At 45.3% G+C, this 15,482-nt stretch carries 13 protein-coding genes; 3 read left to right on the top strand and 10 right to left on the bottom strand.

Annotated elements, in window-relative coordinates; all coding sequences use genetic code 11:
• Positions 1-362 precede the first annotated feature (362 nt).
• Positions 363-977, bottom strand: a complete 615-nt coding sequence (locus AC1DU2_RS17840; RefSeq protein WP_477359552.1) for a trimeric intracellular cation channel family protein — start codon at positions 975-977, stop codon at positions 363-365.
• 340 nt (positions 978-1,317) lie between these two features.
• Positions 1,318-2,550, bottom strand: coding sequence for a dicarboxylate/amino acid:cation symporter (locus AC1DU2_RS17835; protein ID WP_477385677.1), 1,233 nt, complete (start codon positions 2,548-2,550; stop codon positions 1,318-1,320).
• A 143-nt stretch (positions 2,551-2,693) separates the two neighbouring features.
• Here AC1DU2_RS17835 and AC1DU2_RS17830 point away from each other — a divergent pair, with 143 nt between their 5' ends.
• The 3 genes from AC1DU2_RS17830 to AC1DU2_RS17820 all read left to right on the top strand — a co-directional run bounded on the left by AC1DU2_RS17830 (position 2,694) and on the right by AC1DU2_RS17820 (position 7,539).
• Positions 2,694-3,272, top strand: coding sequence for an HD domain-containing protein (locus AC1DU2_RS17830; RefSeq protein ID WP_477385675.1), 579 nt, complete (start codon positions 2,694-2,696; stop codon positions 3,270-3,272).
• Positions 3,273-3,282: 10 nt separating this feature from the next.
• Positions 3,283-4,161, top strand: a complete 879-nt coding sequence (locus AC1DU2_RS17825; protein WP_090651951.1) for a YitT family protein — start codon at positions 3,283-3,285, stop codon at positions 4,159-4,161.
• 417 nt (positions 4,162-4,578) lie between these two features.
• Entirely contained in the window at positions 4,579-7,539 is a 2,961-nt protein-coding gene (locus tag AC1DU2_RS17820) for a discoidin domain-containing protein (RefSeq protein WP_477385673.1), read from the top strand.
• Positions 7,540-7,819: 280 nt separating this feature from the next.
• Here AC1DU2_RS17820 and AC1DU2_RS17815 read toward each other — a convergent pair whose 3' ends face one another.
• Genes AC1DU2_RS17815 through AC1DU2_RS17780 form a run of 8 tightly spaced genes read right to left on the bottom strand, consistent with a single transcriptional unit; the run spans position 7,820 to position 15,477 of the window.
• On the bottom strand, positions 7,820-8,197 hold the full coding sequence (locus AC1DU2_RS17815; RefSeq protein WP_477359539.1) for a DMT family transporter: 378 nt from the start codon (positions 8,195-8,197) through the stop codon (positions 7,820-7,822).
• A 2-nt stretch (positions 8,198-8,199) separates the two neighbouring features.
• Entirely contained in the window at positions 8,200-9,159 is a 960-nt protein-coding gene (locus AC1DU2_RS17810) for a sterol desaturase family protein (protein ID WP_477385671.1), read from the bottom strand.
• 3 nt (positions 9,160-9,162) lie between these two features.
• Positions 9,163-10,599, bottom strand: coding sequence for an N-acetylneuraminate synthase family protein (locus AC1DU2_RS17805; RefSeq protein ID WP_477385669.1), 1,437 nt, complete (start codon positions 10,597-10,599; stop codon positions 9,163-9,165).
• A 14-nt stretch (positions 10,600-10,613) separates the two neighbouring features.
• Entirely contained in the window at positions 10,614-11,420 is an 807-nt protein-coding gene (locus AC1DU2_RS17800; protein ID WP_477359530.1) for an SDR family oxidoreductase, read from the bottom strand.
• 56 nt (positions 11,421-11,476) lie between these two features.
• Positions 11,477-12,823 (bottom strand): aminotransferase class III-fold pyridoxal phosphate-dependent enzyme, encoded by a 1,347-nt coding sequence (locus tag AC1DU2_RS17795; RefSeq protein WP_477385667.1) that lies wholly within the window; start codon positions 12,821-12,823, stop codon positions 11,477-11,479.
• 11 nt (positions 12,824-12,834) lie between these two features.
• Positions 12,835-13,773, bottom strand: a complete 939-nt coding sequence (locus tag AC1DU2_RS17790; RefSeq protein WP_477385665.1) for a transketolase family protein — start codon at positions 13,771-13,773, stop codon at positions 12,835-12,837.
• 2 nt (positions 13,774-13,775) lie between these two features.
• Positions 13,776-14,645, bottom strand: a complete 870-nt coding sequence (locus AC1DU2_RS17785; protein WP_477385663.1) for a transketolase — start codon at positions 14,643-14,645, stop codon at positions 13,776-13,778.
• A complete protein-coding gene (locus AC1DU2_RS17780) occupies positions 14,635-15,477 on the bottom strand; it encodes a cytidylyltransferase domain-containing protein (RefSeq protein WP_477385661.1) in 843 nt (280 codons plus the stop codon). The genes AC1DU2_RS17785 and AC1DU2_RS17780 overlap by 11 nt, the downstream gene beginning before the upstream one ends.
• Between the last annotated feature and the right edge of the window lie 5 nt (positions 15,478-15,482).

Here is a 15,482-nt window from a genome sequence, read left to right as displayed (position 1 = left end):
AATACCTTACTAATGAGCCTTCCAAACTCTAATTTCTATTTGATGCCACAGTTTAAAACAAACGGTAAGGGATTCAATCGAGGCATAGGCCTTCAAGCCTGGCAATGACGATAATGCACCCTTACCGTTGTTAACTTTATCCACAAAAATCAAGGTTATTAACAAAGAAAAAGAAGCAAAAAGAAAGCTTCAACAATAATAATAACCTATACTATTTTGTTAAAGCTAATCTAAAGGCAATGACGGATAATAGAGATTGATAATCAATAACTTACAATAAAATGGTTTTGTCGTCGTTTCCACTTCAAAATTCGCAAGATTTGACTATTCACGATGACAATTAGTAGTCATCTCAAGTAAGCTTAATGCCATTCTTCCCGGTAAACAAACTTAGGCATTTGCCAGTTGTATTTGATAGATAGCAGGCGTAACGCCAGGCCAATGATACAAGCAATTATAATGGCAACCGCATCGCTGGCGCCTAAATATTCAATTCCTAAGTAAACAGCCCCGGTAACTATTGATGCACTTGCATAAATCTCCTTGCGGAATAGCAGCGGCACTTCGTTACAAAGTACGTCGCGCAGTACGCCGCCGGCGCAGCCCGTTATCATTCCGCTTAATAATACAATAGTGGCCGGCAGGTTTATTTGCTGCGCTATCTGGCAGCCTATAATAGTAAATACTACTAAGCCCAGCGCATCAAGGTATAGGAACAGCGTTTTCATTTTGGTCATCAGCCGGGCAATAACGGCTGCCAATATCGCGGCACCAGCGGTTATCAACAGGTATTCGGGATGCTCAACCCAACTCATGGGATAATGGTTAAACAGGATATTGCGCACAGTGCCGCCCCCTAAGGCAGTAACCCAGGCAATAATGCAAACGCCTATCCAATCCATATCCCTGCGCCCTGCCGATAGGGCAGCGGTCATGGCTTCGGCAATAATAGCTATGATGTATAGTATGTGTAGCATGGGAGGCAGGTGTTTAACAAATATAGTTAATTTGTTTTCTATCAAAAAGCTAAGATTCTTTCTCCCCAGGGCAAAGGCACCCAAATAGCTAATGGAATGAGCGATATAAGCTTCAAACGCCCCCTTAGTTTTTATCGGCTGGTCACAGTTAAATGATCCGGCTACCGATGGGACTTGTACTGGCCAACACCAGGCACAAGTATTTGGATGCGCCTAAATTGCGCGATAAGTTTAGTGTTAACCATGATAAAATACAACATATTGATTGTTAGATATTTATAAATATTTTATCTGAAATGTGTTAAGTTATGTTAACCCAATCAGATGCATTTGCCCCGTCTTACTCCCCCTTTAGGCGGTCGGGGCCCATCCAGTTTTTTCCATCTACGAAGCGGGAGATCAGCATGGCGGCCACGGTATCGCCGGTAGCGTTCAGCAGGGTAGCCATGGGGTCAACCAGTGTACCTATGATCATGGCCGGGGGTAAAGCCTCAGGCGGAAAGCCGTAGGCCGATATAAACAACAATTCGCCTATATAACCGCCGTTGGGTATGCCGCCTTCAACCAGGCTTACCAGTACGGTTAAAGCCAGCGCCACTACAACGGTTTCTGCATTATTAAAACTTTTGCCAAACAAGGCAAATACAACCGCCATTTTTACGATGGATGATATGCTCGATCCATCCTTGTGCAGGGTGCCGCCAAGTGGAATGGTTACGTTGGCGATAACATCCCGGATGCCCATTTTTTTTGCGGCATCTAAATTTGCCGGGATGGTTGCAATACTGCTACAGGTGCCTACTGCCGTTGCCGATGGGATGATGTTATTTTTCCAGTACCTTTTTACCGCGCCTACGCCCCCCGCTATAAAAGCGTAAAGGCTAAATATGGCAACAAAATAAAACGCGCCCACACCATAGTACAAAGCCATCGAACGAGCGTAGCCCCCAAATAGCTGCGGACCGAACACGCCCACCTGGTAAGCAAAATAAGCCCCTAAACCAATAGGCCCCAGTTTCATGATCAGGATAAAAATATTTTTAAACACTTCGTTACCGCTGTGCAAAAAGCGGGTGAACGCAGCACCTTTTTCGCCGGCATTAAGGGTGGCAAAGCCAATCAGTACCGAAAATATGATCATGGCCATCATACTTTTGCGCGATAACAGCTGGTAAAATTCGCTGGTAGTAAAAAGGTTGGTGAGCTGATCGCCTAACGGTTTTTTGTCAATGGCTTCGGTAATAGGGTTGGCCACTAAATGCTGATGAATGGGGAAGATCCATATGGCGATGATAGTCACCATGGCCGCTACCAGCACCGTGCCCACAAATACCAGCGAGGTTATACCCAATAGTTTACCAAGCTTGTTTGTGGCATCAAGTCCGGCTATGGCCGATGCAATGGCAAAGAAAACCAGGGGTATCACAGCGGTGAACAACAGGTTCAGGAAAATATCGCCTATGGGTTTAATAATACTTACCTTATCGCCTAAAAAAATGCCGGCAATGCTGCCAACTATGATACCGGCCATCAGCAATATGATGCCCTTGTAGTTTTTGAACCAATCATTCATGTAGCTAATATAGTTTTTTACCTGTATAACGGATGCATGTGTATACCACCGGGACGAAACAAAAACTTAGCGCCATGTATTTATGCCTTTTTGAAATTTGCCTGGTAACTCATTTTATTATATTAGCAGCCAATTTATAACCAATGCAGATTGATAAGGCCGGGGAATTTATCCTGGATAAAATAAAACGCGAACTCCCGGTACATTTTTACTACCACAATGCAACCCATGCGCAGGATGTATACAACGCTGCTAAACAGCTAGCATTGGGTGAAGGTATCGATTTAGCAGAAACTACTTTGTTGCTTACAGCCACCTTGTTTCATGATTCGGGTTTTTTGCGCGGGCTGGATGATCATGAAAGCAACTCCTGTAAAATAGCCCGCGAACATCTGCCGGCCTTTAATTATACAGATGCCCAGATAGCCGTTGTTTGTGATATCATTATGGCTACCAAAATACCCCAGGAACCGCATAATAAGCTTGGCGAAATTATTTGTGATGCCGATTTGGATTATTTAGGCCGGAATGATTTTTTTATCCTTAGTAAAAGGTTATTTTCGGAACTTGAAATAACCCATAAACTGAAAACAGAACAGGAGTGGGATAAACAGCAGGTAAGCTTTCTGAAAAGCCACCGCTATTTCACAAAAACAGCTATCAGTTTAAGAGAAGCTGAAAAAGAAAAGCACCTGCGTACAATAACTGAAAGATTAATATAAAGTACTATACATGACTAAACCGGAACATAGTTTATCTGAAATAATTAAGGATGTAGTAACCGTAATTATCGGGATTTTATTTTGCGGATTTGCCCTGAAAGGTTTTTTGGTACCTAACCAATTTTTTGATGGAGGAGTAACGGGTATATCCCTGCTGATTCATGAGCTTTATCACATCAACATCGCTTTTGTGATCATAGCTGCCAATATTCCGTTCATCATTATGGGAATGTTCCAGGTGAACAGGTCTTTTGCGCTCAAAACTTTTGCCTGCGTAATAGGGCTTGGAGTTTGCTTGTTGTATGTGCCTTATCCGGTTATTACATCCGATAAGCTACTGGTATCCATATTCGGCGGTGTGTTTATGGGCCTGGGGGTTGGCCTTTCCATCCGTGGTGGCTGCGCGTTAGATGGGATAGAGATACTGGCACTTTACACCTTAAAACGCAGTAGTTTTACTATCAGCGAGATTATTTTAGGCATCAACATTATTATATTTTTAATTGCTGCTTTTGAACTTGGCCTGCCGACAGCATTATACTCCATATTAACCTATTACACCGCCTCCCGCACCATTAGCTTTGTAATTGATGGGCTGGAAGAATATACAGCGGTAAACATCATATCCGGCCAAAGCGAGATCATTAAAGAAAAACTGGTTATGGAACTGGGCAGGGGCATCACCATATATAAAGGTGAGCGCGGGTTTTTGAAAGAAAGCTTTGATGTGCACCAGCCTGTTGATATCATTTTTACGGTAATAACCCGCTTCGAAGTACGTCGTCTTAAAAACCTGGTACACAGTATTGATCCCAAAGCATTCGTGTTTACCAACAGCATCAAGGAAGCAGCTGGTGGGGTACTTAAAAAGCGGGTGCGGGAGCATTGATTTTTTGGCGATTATCCATGCCCCCGTCATGTCGGGGTAACCGCTATGCACTATTGCGGAAAGATGGATTCTTATTAATTTATGGCTATTCAATTAATAATTAAAATTTTCAAGTCATTCTTTCCGGCGAGGTGAAGAGGGGAATGCCCCGACGCTTTAGGGCGGCAGTTTGAACCTTCGCCGCTATTCTATATAGATACTTCCTCCTTCGGAATTCTCCCGGGATCTCATCGCCCTGGCACAACAAAAGCAGTAAAACAGAAGTGTTTTTCAATCAGAATTTTAATAACCTACACTTACTCCATTCAAGTAAAATAATCCATCGCATTCAACAGTTTATCCATTTTTTGGACTGAGGGCATCAGATAAATTTACCATTCTGAAAATTACATTATAAACCCTCTCCTAAATTCTAAAATGTTACCAACAAACCTCATCTCTTGTTTTAAGACTGCTTTTGCCATAATGTTTGTGATGTTGTTGTGCAGCAACTCAAATGCACAATCAAATTTTGTTTACCTCAACAGCTCAAAAACGCAGCAATGGAAAGTAAAGCCGCAGGCCGATGTAAACGATGCGGATAAGATAAAAGTAGCAGGTTTTAATGCGGATGGCTGGGTACCGGCCATAGTTCCCGGAACCACATTTGCATCATACGTGGCAGTCGGCTTAGAAAAAGACCCCAATTTTGGCGATAACATCTATAAAGTCGACCGCGCAAAATACGACCGTAATTTTTGGTACCGTACCGAATTTAAGGTGCCGGCCAATTACTCCCAAAAGAATATCTGGCTAAACTTTAAAGGCGTAAACCGCAAAGCCGATATTTACCTTAACGGCACCTTGCTGGGCAGCCTGGATGGTTTTATGATGCGCGGGCAGTTTGATATCACCTCTCTGGTAAAAGGCCGCGATAAAAATGTACTGGCCGTATTGGTTTATCTGCCGATACAACCGCTGGCCAATGTAGGCAGCCCCAATTATGTATCAAGCGCCGGCTGGGACTGGATGCCCTACGTGCCGGGCCTAAATTCGGGTATTGCAGATAATGTTTATTTGAGCAATACCGGCGATATCACCATAAAAGATCCCTGGATTCAAAGCAACCTGCCAACCAATGCCCGGGCCGATATATCCGTGTCGGCTGAGGTGAAAAACATTGGTGCAAGCCCGCAGGCTGCAATCATCAAAGGTGTTATTACGCCGGGCAATATCGAATTTTCAAAAAAGGTTTATGTAAATGGTAATGGCAGCGCCAACATTAAGTTGGATAAAAAGGACTTTGAGCAGCTGATGATCAACAGTCCCAAACTATGGTGGCCAAATGGCTACGGCGAGCCGAACATGTACAATTGTAAGTTAAGCATAGTAGTTGGCGACGAAGTGTCGGATGTGCAAAATATCAAATTCGGCATCAAAAGGTACAGCTATGATACCATTGGCCACGTGTTGCATGTGGCTATTAACGGCGTAAAAGTATTTATAAAAGGCGGCGATTGGGGAATGTCGGAATATATGCTGCGTTGCCGCGGGGCCGAATACGATACCAGGGTTAGGCTGCACAAGGAGATGAACTTTAATATGATCCGCAACTGGATTGGCTCGGTAACGGACGAGGAATTTTATGACGCCTGCGATAAATACGGTATGATGGTTTGGGACGATTTTTGGCTGAACGCCAACGAAAACCTGCCTGCGGATATCAATGTTTTTAATGCTAACGCGATAGAAAAGATTAAGCGTTTTCGTAACCATCCCTCGATAGCCGTATGGTGTGCCGAAAACGAAGGCTGGCCAATGGCTCCATTAAATAACTGGCTTAAAGAAGACCTGGCCACGTTTGACGGAGGCGAACGGCACTACCAACCCAACTCGCATGCCGAAAACCTGACCGGCAGCGGACCCTGGGCCAATAAAGATCCGCGGTATTATTTTACGGCTTATCCCATTGGCTCTGGTGGTAATAAGGGGTGGGGCCTGCGTTCTGAACTGGGGACCGCTGTGTTTACCAATTTCGACAGCTTTAAAAAATTTATGCCGAAAGATAAATGGTGGCCACGCAACGAGATGTGGAACCAGCACTTTTTTGGCCCGCTGGCGTTTAATGCCGGGCCCGATTATTATGACGAAAGTGTAAGTAGTTACGGCGTGCCAAAAGGCATTGAAGATTACTGCCGCAAGGCCCAGTTTGTAAACATCGAAACCAATAAGGCCATGTTTGAGGGCTGGCAGGATGCCATGGGCGAAGATGCCTCGGGCCTGATGACCTGGATGAGCCAATCGGCCTACCCATCAATGGTGTGGCAAACTTATGATTACTATTACGACCTCACCGGAGCATTCTGGGGAGCAAAAAAGGCCTGCGAACCATTACATATCCAATGGAACCCGCTAACCAATGCCATCAAAATTATCAACACCACCCGCGCAGATGCAGAGGGCCTAACTGCCCAGGCAGATGTATATAACCTTGATGGTTCCTTAGTAAAACAATACAGCATCAGCAAAACAGCCGATGCGCCTGCCAACAGTGTGGGGCAGGTGTTCGAACTTAAATTTAATCCTTACAAGGCCGATCTGGCTAAAAATAAACCGGTTGTTGCCTCCTCATCAACCAATGGTAACGCATCGGATGTTAACGACGGTAAAAGCGACACCCGCTGGGCCAGCAGCTATAATGACGGCGAATGGATCGCCATTGATCTGGGCAAAGATGAAGTGATTAACGGCGTTGGCCTTACCTGGGAAGATGCCTATGCCAAAGCGTTCAAAATCCAAACCTCTAATGATAACCATACCTGGCTCGACGTTTATAGTACCGCTGATGGCCGCCAGGGGACGCAAAAAATCACCTTTCCCGAAGTAACTGCCAGGTATGTGCGGATGCAGGGTGTAGAACGGGCGACTTACTGGGGTTATTCCCTGTACAATTTTGAGGTTTACCAGGGCGATGTAGCCAGCGAAGGTTTATCGGCAGTACATTTTATTAAAGTAAAACTCACGGATAAAAACGGCAAACTGGTATCTGATAATTTTTACTGGCGCGGCAACAAACGCCGGGATTATACGGCATTGAACACCCTGCCAAAAGTAAATTTGAAGGTGACCTATAAAACGGTTAAAGCTGACGGCAAATGTTATATCACCGCCCAGGTAACCAATCCCGCATCGTCAAAAGCGGTTGCGTTTGGTATTAGGGTACAGGCGGTGAAAGCATCAACCGGCGAGCAAATTTTACCGGCGATAGTAAGCGATAATTATTTTACGCTATTAAAAGGCGAAACCAGGGAAGTAAGGATTGAATTTGATGCAGAGGCGCTGGGGGGTGATAGTATCAAACTGATAGCTGATCCGTACAATAATAACATAGAGGAGTAGTTGTTGGGGATATGATTGCCGGGAAGGTGCTGTGTGCACAAATCTTTCAATAAATAAAATGTCATTTCGATCGAGGTACAAGGAGAAATCTTATAGGCCCTGCATCCCACGATGTTGGTTTGCAAGCATGACGTAAAAGATTTCTCCTCACGCCAACGCTCAAAACCTCTCCTCGTTCGTTCGAAATGACAATTTCCTATATCGATGATGAGATGCTTAAAGATGTATATAATAGGCCGATAACAAAAAAATAAAAATAATTTACCTGGTTGCCGGGTTGTTATTTCACTTCTGCCCCAAAAAACTTTAACCCTAAAATGCCGGTCATAATCAGTGTCATAAAAAACACCTCCATCCAGGATAGTTTCTGGTGAAAGATGGCCATTTCGGCAATTTTGATGAGTACAAGGGTGATAGCCGTCCATACGGCATAAGCAACAGCTGTGGGCACCAGCTTAATAGCCAGCGAGAAAAAGTAGATATTGCCTATCCCAAACAAAATGTACCCGGCAAAAGGCAGCCAAACCGGCAAGCCGTATTGTAAGCTTAAAGCCGAATGCCAGCGCAGGGCCTTCAGGTCGCTGAATTTCATAAACTTGAGCGAAAATGTCCAGGCAGCTTCAAATGCTGCGGCTATGATAAGATAGATCCAGGCCAATGTTAGTTTTGTTGTATGAGGTTATCTTCAGTGGATACTTGTTTTATTGGTAAGGGCGTTGGTTGTAAATCAATCACCGGTTCATTGTATTTAACCGGCAGCCTCTTGGTAAGCCAGCTAATTGCCCTCTTGCGGAGCGTATAATACCATTTAAACCAGGGATATTTTAAAAGTTTTGACTCATCAAAACGTTTTACGCTGAAGGCATGCTGTAAAAAGTAATCCTTCGGGTAATCATAATAAAGCCCCCAGTTTTCGGGATTGTTGCCCGGTGCGTGGCCAGGGTCATACACGGTACCAAACAGGTAATCCCACACAGATAGCTTGGTAGCGAAATTGGCATGAAAAACTTCCTGGTAATTGGCATGGTGCCATAAATGCAATTCGGGGGAGTTAAAAATGTACTTCAGCTTGCCAAATTTCACTTTAATATTGGCATGAATAAACATGCCGTACATTGCGTCTATCAGCGCCTTGATGGGTATTACCATGGGGTTTGCCCCTAACAAAATAATGGGGGCAAACTCGATGGTTTGGTTAATCACAATCTCCATAAAATGAGAGCGTGACCCGGCTAAAAAATCAACCTCTTTACCCGAGTGGTGTGCCTCATGAAGCCTCCAGAATACTTTACTGGAATGCTGGAAACGGTGAAACAGGTAGATATAAAGATCATGCGTAACCACAAAAAATAGTACCTGCACAGCCAGTGGCCAGCTGCCAACAGCACTCCAACCCGATAGATCGAAATGCTGTTGTAGCGGCGCAATGATATAGCTGAAGATCAGGATCTTCAAAAAATAACTTTGAATTAAAGTATACCATACCAAATCGACCCAAAACCCTTCCCTAAAAAACGGCAGGCCTTTACGGTAGGGCGAAATACGTTCCCAGGCGATGATGAAAACCACCCAGCAGGCAAGGATAATGGTTGTTATGGTGTATACTTTGTCCAGGGGCATTATTTATACTAATGGTTTTTCTTTATACTCATCGCTGATGTTAACCCTTAACCTTTTCATAGGGGCCAGCTCAGATTCGTAAACTCTTTTTTCGCCATCGCCGGTGGCAGTTTCCACATCGCGGATATCGCGTACCAGGCGTTGCAGCCCTTGCGGCTCGACAGACGCTGCATGGTCTGATCCCCACATGGCCCTGTCGAGCGTAAAATGGCGCTCGACAAACGTTGCACCTAATGATACCGCGGCAACAGTAGTAGCCAGGCCGGTCTCGTGGCCCGAATAACCGATTGGTACACCCGGATATTTTGCCTCCAACGTCTGGATCATTTTAAGGTTTAATTCCTGCGGGGCGCAAGGATAGGCCGAGGTAGAGTGGGCGATGAACAAAGGATAGTTCTCGTCAAAAGCGTTCACAAAAGTCATGGTAGCCTCAATCTCTTTCATGGTCGACATGCCTGTTGATAGCATCAGCGGCTTGCCAGTTTCCAGGATGCGCTGTATCAGGTCGAAATCGGTTAACGATGCTGATGCCAGCTTGTATAAAATGGTATCAAAGCGCTCCATAAAATCAACAGACGGCGCATCCCAGGCTGATACAAACCAATCGATTCCCAGCTTTTTGCAATAGTGGTCGATAGTGGCGTATTCGGCTATCCCGAATTCGGTTTTACGTTTGTAATCGATATAAGTGATGCGGCCCCATGGGGTATCGCGCATAATTTCCCATTGGTCTTTAGGTACACAAATTTCGGGGGTGCGTTTCTGGAATTTAACAGCATCGGCTTTGGCGGCAACTGCCTCATCAATCAACTTTTTGCAGGTTTCCAGCGATCCGTTATGGTTAATACCAATTTCGGCAATAATATAGCTTGGCTGGCCTTTGCCAATTACGCGGCCATTTTGCAGGGTAATAGTACCGCTGCGGTTGCCAGATACAGTGGCAGTATTTTTTGATTCGATAATAAACTCTGCAACCTCGCGGAAACAGCCTTCGCCGCCATTTAGGGTGCTTAAAAAATCAGCTTTTGTTTTTATTAACGGCAAAGCATCGGCAGGGCAGGCGGTTAGGCCAGCCAGCTTCATTACTTCCAGGTCGTTATAATCATCGCCTATGTAGGCAACTTCGGTTAATGACAGGTTTAAACGGCTGCAAATTTCTTTTAAAACAGCAACTTTATCTTTAATCCCTGTGTGCAGTTCAACTATCTGCAGTTTGGCAGCCCTCTTTATTAGGGAAGGGGAGTGCTCGCCGGTGATGATGCCGGTATCTACGCCTGCAAATTTTCGCAATCGTTCCACACCCATGCCGTCGCGCATGTTGAATTTTTTAAGCAGTTCGCCATCGGTGTTATAGTAAACACCGGCATCAGTTAGTACGCCATCGTTGTCGGTTAGCAAAAGTTTGATGCCCGCCGCTTTTTGTTTTAAAATTTCATTCATGTTTTATGTGTGAATTAAATTGCTGTCCATCCTCCATCAACTACCAGGTTTGCACCGGTCATGTAAGCCGAGGCCTCGCTGGCCAGGAATACAAGCGCACCCTGGTAATCAGATGCTTTGGCCATACGGCCCAGTAAAGTTTTTGCTGAATAATTGCCTATAAAATCTTCGGTTTGTCCGTTCTCGACACCACCCGGCGATAGGGTATTTACCCTTACCCCGGTATGCCCCCAGTATGCAGCCAAAAAACGGGTAAAGTTGATGATAGCCCCCTTGGTTACCGGGTAAGCTGCCGATTTATAAAATGTCTGTTCGCCCGCGGCGTTACGGTATATCGTTTGGTCGGGGCCTACCATGCCGTAGGTACTGGCAATATTGATGATACTGCCGCTGCCCTGCAGGGCCATATGGGTACCCAATATCTGCGAGCTTAAAAACACCCCGGTTACATTTACATTTAATGATCGCTGAAAAGCCTCTAACGGATAGTTTTCAAATGCCGACAGCTCTTTGGCCATCGCGGGATCTTCAAACTTATCGTTTATGGCCGCGTTATTCACCAGGATATCCAGCCCGTCGTATTGGTTCAGTATGGTATTAAGCGCGTCAACCAATGATTGTTTGCTGGTTACATCTAAGCCTATACCAATATGGTTTTGGCCTAATTGCTGCGCAAAGGTTTGTGCGGCTTCGGCATCAATATCGGCCACTACCACATTGGCCCCGGCTGCTGCCAGCGCTTCGCAATGTTTTTTGCCTATCAGGCCAAGTGCACCCGTTACTACTGCCGTTTTTTGTGTTAATGAAAATAAACCCGTCATCTAAATTTCTATATGATTTGTGCTACTGACTTGCGACTAAAGACTTATGACTTCAATCACCCGGCTATAACGCTTTTAGGTTTAATGTTGTAGTTACTCACCTTGCGAAAAACAGCTTCCAATACTTCGCCTTTTAGATAATTTTTGATATTGCCACTTTCAATTGCTTCTTTTACCAGGGGCAATACATCTCGGTATGTTAACAAAATGTAGTCGATATCTTCGGAGGTATGGCTGTAGCACATATTATGGAAGCCCGCCCAAAGCACACCGCGTTTTATCATTTCCTGCTGCATCAGGGTTTTAACCTCCAGGGCATTGCCTGCTTCTGCGGTAAAAGTTACCATGCTGCGGCAGTTAAAGCCCACGCAACGGGTATATTTATCCATACCGGTTTCAATTGCTGCAAGGTTATATCCGTTTTTTAATAAAGCACCGTGTGCATCTAAATAATGCGGCACATTTTTATTGCGCAGTTCGTTAATGGTTGCTATACAAGCTGCTAATGATAAAGCCTCGCCGCCAAAGGTGGTGTAGCTAAATACTTCGGAGTTAAATAACTCCATCACATCGGCACGGCCGGTTAATAAGGCTATGGGCATTCCGTTGGCACAGGCTTTTGAAAACACGGCCAGGTCGGCCTTAACGTCAAAATATTCCTGCGCGCCGCCAACAGCCACGCGGAAACCCGTCCACATTTCGTCAAATATTAACAGTGTACCATTGGCTTTGCATACTTCGGCCAGTTGCTGTAAGTATCCGGGTTTAGGGGCTTCAAAAATAAAGGGCTCCAGTATTATGGCCGCAACGCTTTCGTCTAAAGCCGCTTTTACGGATTCAATGTCGTTATATTCAAAAGTGTAGGTTAAATCCTGTATGGCATCTGGTACGCCCGCGTTGCGGCTGGTTATGCCTATATACCAATCGTGCCAGCCGTGGTAGCCACAGCAAAATATTTTATCGCGGCCTGTAAAAGCACGGGCCACGCGTACAGCTGCCGAACATACATCGGCACCGGTTTTGCTAATTTTAACTGCCTCGGCATTAGGGACTACCTGTTGTACCAATTCGCTCAATTCAACCTCCAGTGGATGCATTAATGAAAAGGTAATACCATCTCCCAGTTGCCTGCGGATAGCTTCATCAACCGCAGGGTAAGCGTAACCCAATGAGATAGGGCCAATAGCCGAATTAAGATCGATATACTCGTTACCATCTGCATCCCACACGTGCGATCCTTTGCCTTTTACAATGTATTTAGGGGCTACGCCATTGGTAAACTGGCCGGGGCCTTTTGCCAGGGTTTGTGTAACGGGTTTTTGTACTTTTAAAGCTCGCTGATATAGACTGTCAGACTGGCTGATGTCAGGAAAATTATTTTCGAGTGCTATTTTATTAGCCATAATGCTGTTTTTTATTCTGAAAATTCAGGTGTTAAAATGTCTGGTTGGTGGTGGGCAGTTTGGTAGCCCAAAATCTGCTCGGCAATTTGCTTGCCTGTAAAGCCTTCGTGCTGCAAAACATCGGGCAGTAGCGCCGGCCTGAACCATTTATCGTTAAGGGCGATGGGCAGCACTTTTGCGGTGGTTTGGTGTTTTAATAATACTTCGGCCACAATGCTGTACAAGCCGCCGGTTACAAAATGATCTTCGAGTGTAACCACCAGGCTGCTTTGGGCGCAGGCTTGTAGTATAGCTTGCTCATCAACAGGTTTAAGGCTTCGCATATTTTGCAGGCCTACAGAAAGGCCTTCGCTGCGCAACATGTCAATAGCAATAAGCGCCTGCTCAAACAACAGGCCGTAGGTTAATATGGTTACATCATTGCCTTCGCTTATTACTTCGGCTTTGCCTAAAACAAAGGGCTCATGATTGTACCATGTTTTACGGGTGTTGATACGGGTATAGGCAGAGTGTTCGCTGTTCCATATTTGCGGTAGCATTTTTACCAGGTCATCCTCATCGGCCGGGGCAAATACAGTTACATTGGGGATGCCGCGCATTATCGAAATATCCTCAATAGCCTGGTGGGTGGGACCATTTCCATCAGATAAAAGGCCGGGAATAAAACCGCTCAGCTTAACAGGGAGATTAGGGATCCCCAGGTCGGTACGTACAAATTCAAAGGCACGCATGGTTAAAAATGCGGCAAGGGCATGTACCACCGGGATACGGCCGCGTAAGGCCAAACCCGCAGCTGCGCCTATCATGGTTTGCTCGGTAATGCCGGTATCAATAAAACGCTTGCCCAAAATGCCGGGCAGGTTACGTACCAATGCGCGGTTTTCGGCAGTCATCACAATAATCTGCTCGTTGGCAAGGGCTGTTTCTGTTAATAATTCTTCGTAGGTCATATTTATCTCACTACTAAAGTTTCTGATGTTAATAGGGTGTTTTGATTGCCGTGCAGTTCCAATAAAAGCTGGCCAATTTCATCTGCATTGAAATTACAGAACCAGCGGTCGGCGCGCTCTTCAATGCTGGGCAATCCTTTGCCGCGTACGGTGTCGGCAATCACTACATTTAGTTTTCCTTCTTCAAAAGGATATGAGCTGAATGCGTGGTGTAAATCAATAAAGTTATGCCCGTCTATACGTTTTACAGCAGCGCCAAAGGCCCGGAATTTATCGGCAAGCGGTTCAAGCGGAATCAGGTCTTCGGTGCGTACATTGGCCTGGAATTGGTTACGGTCGACCACTAAGATTAAATTATCCAGTTTGTAGGCATTGGCTACCAATACAGCCTCCCAGCAGGTGCCTTCATTTAATTCACCATCGCCTAAAATGCATACTACCTTGTTATTGCCACCACTTATTTTAAGATCAAGTGCCACGCCGATAGCTACGGAAGGCAAATGACCTAACGAACCGGAATGAAACTCAATACCCGGAATATGGGTATTGGGGTGCCAGTAAATATGATCTTTAATAGACAGGTGATTTTTAAGCCGATCCTTATCCAACAAACCCAGCTCGGCAAAGGTGCCGTATAAGGCAGGCACATCATGCCCTTTTGAAAGGAATAGGTAGTCCCTGTCGGGATGGTCAAGATTATCTTTGTTGATATTTAAAAAACGGGTATATAAGTAAACTATCAAATCAACGGCCGATAGCGACGCGCCTGTAAAGCATCCGCCATCTGTAGACATGCGTACAATGTGTTCGCGTACGTTTAAGGCGATAGCCGTTAACTCCTGCTGGTTGATGTTTGGGGTGTTATGCTTCACTTTGTTCAAATTGTTGTGAGTTTTCTTTCGGTGCTTTTTTGGTTTGATCGGGCAAAATGGTTTGCAGCTCATCTAGGTGATGGCGATACCAGTTTACGCCGGCGTACTGTGTGTTGATCTGCATTATTTCGGGCTTGCGGTTAAGCAGGTTAAGGATATCCTGGCAGGAAAACTGGTGGCAGATAGGGTATAACTCGCTGTATACTTTTTCGATAAAGTAATAATCCTCAGGGTAATCAATAGTAAACCTGTGCGACATGGAGTAATCCAAACCTGTTTTCCAGCTTACATTGCCGATGCTAAAAATGAGCGGGTTTTCCCAGATGTATGGCGTGGTATGCTCCAGTTCAAGCGGGCGGCCGGCGTTTTCCCATGCTTGTTTAAGGCAGGCCATGGTCATTACCTCTACATCGTTACCATCGGGCCAGGTGGCCGGGTGCAGGTTGCCTACATAATCGTATTTGCCACGGTTAGCAAAAAAATATTCCAGTACCTGGTCTATAATACGTGGGTCTATCAGCGGGCAATCAGATGGGATCTTTAACACAATGTCGGCTTTAAACCGGCGTGCGGCCTGGTAGTGCCTATCCAGTAAATTGCCCAGGCTGCCGCGATAGCTGGGTATATTCATCTCCAAAGCTTCCTTCACAATGATATCGTCCTCCTCATTCTCGGATGTGGCGATGATGATGTCGGCTTTATGCTGCATCATTTGCAGCCGCTCAATCATGCGGGCCAAAAGGCTTTTGCCCAATATGGGCAGCATTACTTTGCCCGGCAAACGGCTTGATGCCATGCGGGCCTGCACTATGATTACAATTTTTTCTGTCATGGTAT

The sequence above is a fragment of the Mucilaginibacter sp. P4_C11 genome (assembly GCF_056402115.1).
Note: the sequence above shows the minus strand (reverse complement) of the source record. Positions and strands in the feature narration are given on the sequence as shown.